This window comes from Methylobacterium sp. Leaf88, from assembly GCF_001422795.1.
In the GTDB taxonomy this organism is placed as follows: Bacteria; Pseudomonadota; Alphaproteobacteria; order Rhizobiales; family Beijerinckiaceae; genus Methylobacterium.
On record NZ_LMMK01000012.1, the window covers coordinates 1 to 961 of the forward strand.

A 961-nucleotide genomic window follows, 5' to 3' on the forward strand; every position below is an offset into this window, starting at 1 on the left:
TATGCCGACGCCGGGGATACTGCTGAGGCGTCGCGCCTGCTCATCGGTGCGCGTCAGGTCGGCAAACTCCTCATCATAGGCTCTGATTCGCTCGTCCAGGGCCGATGCTTCTTCGCAGAGATCCTCGATCAGCCTGCGGGTTCGACCGCTTACGGGCAACTCGTCCACCCCGATCTCTCGCAAGCGACGCATCAGGACGAGGCGGCCCTTCGGCAGAACGATGCCACGCTCCAGAAGCACCGCGCGTAGCTGATTGATCAAGCTGGTGCGTGCAAGCACGAGGCGTTCGCGGGCTCGATGCAGGACCTGCAGGTCCAACTGCGTCTCGCTCTTGAGCGAGACGAACCGCATGGTCGGTCGTGTCGCGGCTTCGGCAATCGCCTCCGCATCGCGGTCATCGGTCTTCTGCGCCTTGACGTAGGGCTGGACGTACTCAGGCGACATCAGCCGGATCGTGTGGCCCTGTGCAGCGAGCGTGCGACCGAGGAAGTGCGCGCCGCAGCACGCTTCCATCGCGACGATGCAGGTCGGCAAGCTCGCCGCGAAGGCAATCACGGCCTCGCGCGTCATGCGGCGCCGAACCACGATGGCCCCATTTATATCCAATCCCGCCAAGCTGCAGGTGTACTTGCCCAGGTCGATCCCGAGCACTGCGATGGGTGTCTTGATCATCGGTCCTCTCCTCCTGTCGCCAACAGCGTACCGTTAGGACGTGAGGAGCGGGCCATCCCATAAAGACTTCCCCGACCGTCTGGCGGACATCGCGCAGGCTGTCGGCGGCAAGCCGGTAGAAGTCTGGTTCTGTGACGAGGCCCGTATCGGCCAGAAGAACACCCTGACCCGACGCTGGGCCAAGGGCGGAACGCGACCCTCGGCCCCCAAGGACCAGCGCACGGCCTCGGCCTACATCTTCGGGGCGATCTGCCCGGCCCGGGGCGTCGGGGCAGGCTTGGTCATGCCC

At 65.0% G+C, this 961-nt stretch carries 1 protein-coding gene and 1 pseudogene; one reads left to right on the forward strand and one right to left on the reverse strand.

What is annotated here, in order from left to right; genetic code table 11:
* Window positions 1-672, reverse strand: a 672-nt coding sequence (locus ASF20_RS06375; protein WP_056272159.1) for an IS110 family transposase, incomplete at its 3' end; no start/stop codon positions are given.
* A gap of 106 nt (window positions 673-778) precedes the next feature.
* On the opposite strand from ASF20_RS06375, the pseudogene ASF20_RS23165 reads away from it, so the two are divergent.
* A pseudogene (locus ASF20_RS23165) lies at window positions 779-961 on the forward strand (IS630 family transposase); the annotation flags it as partial.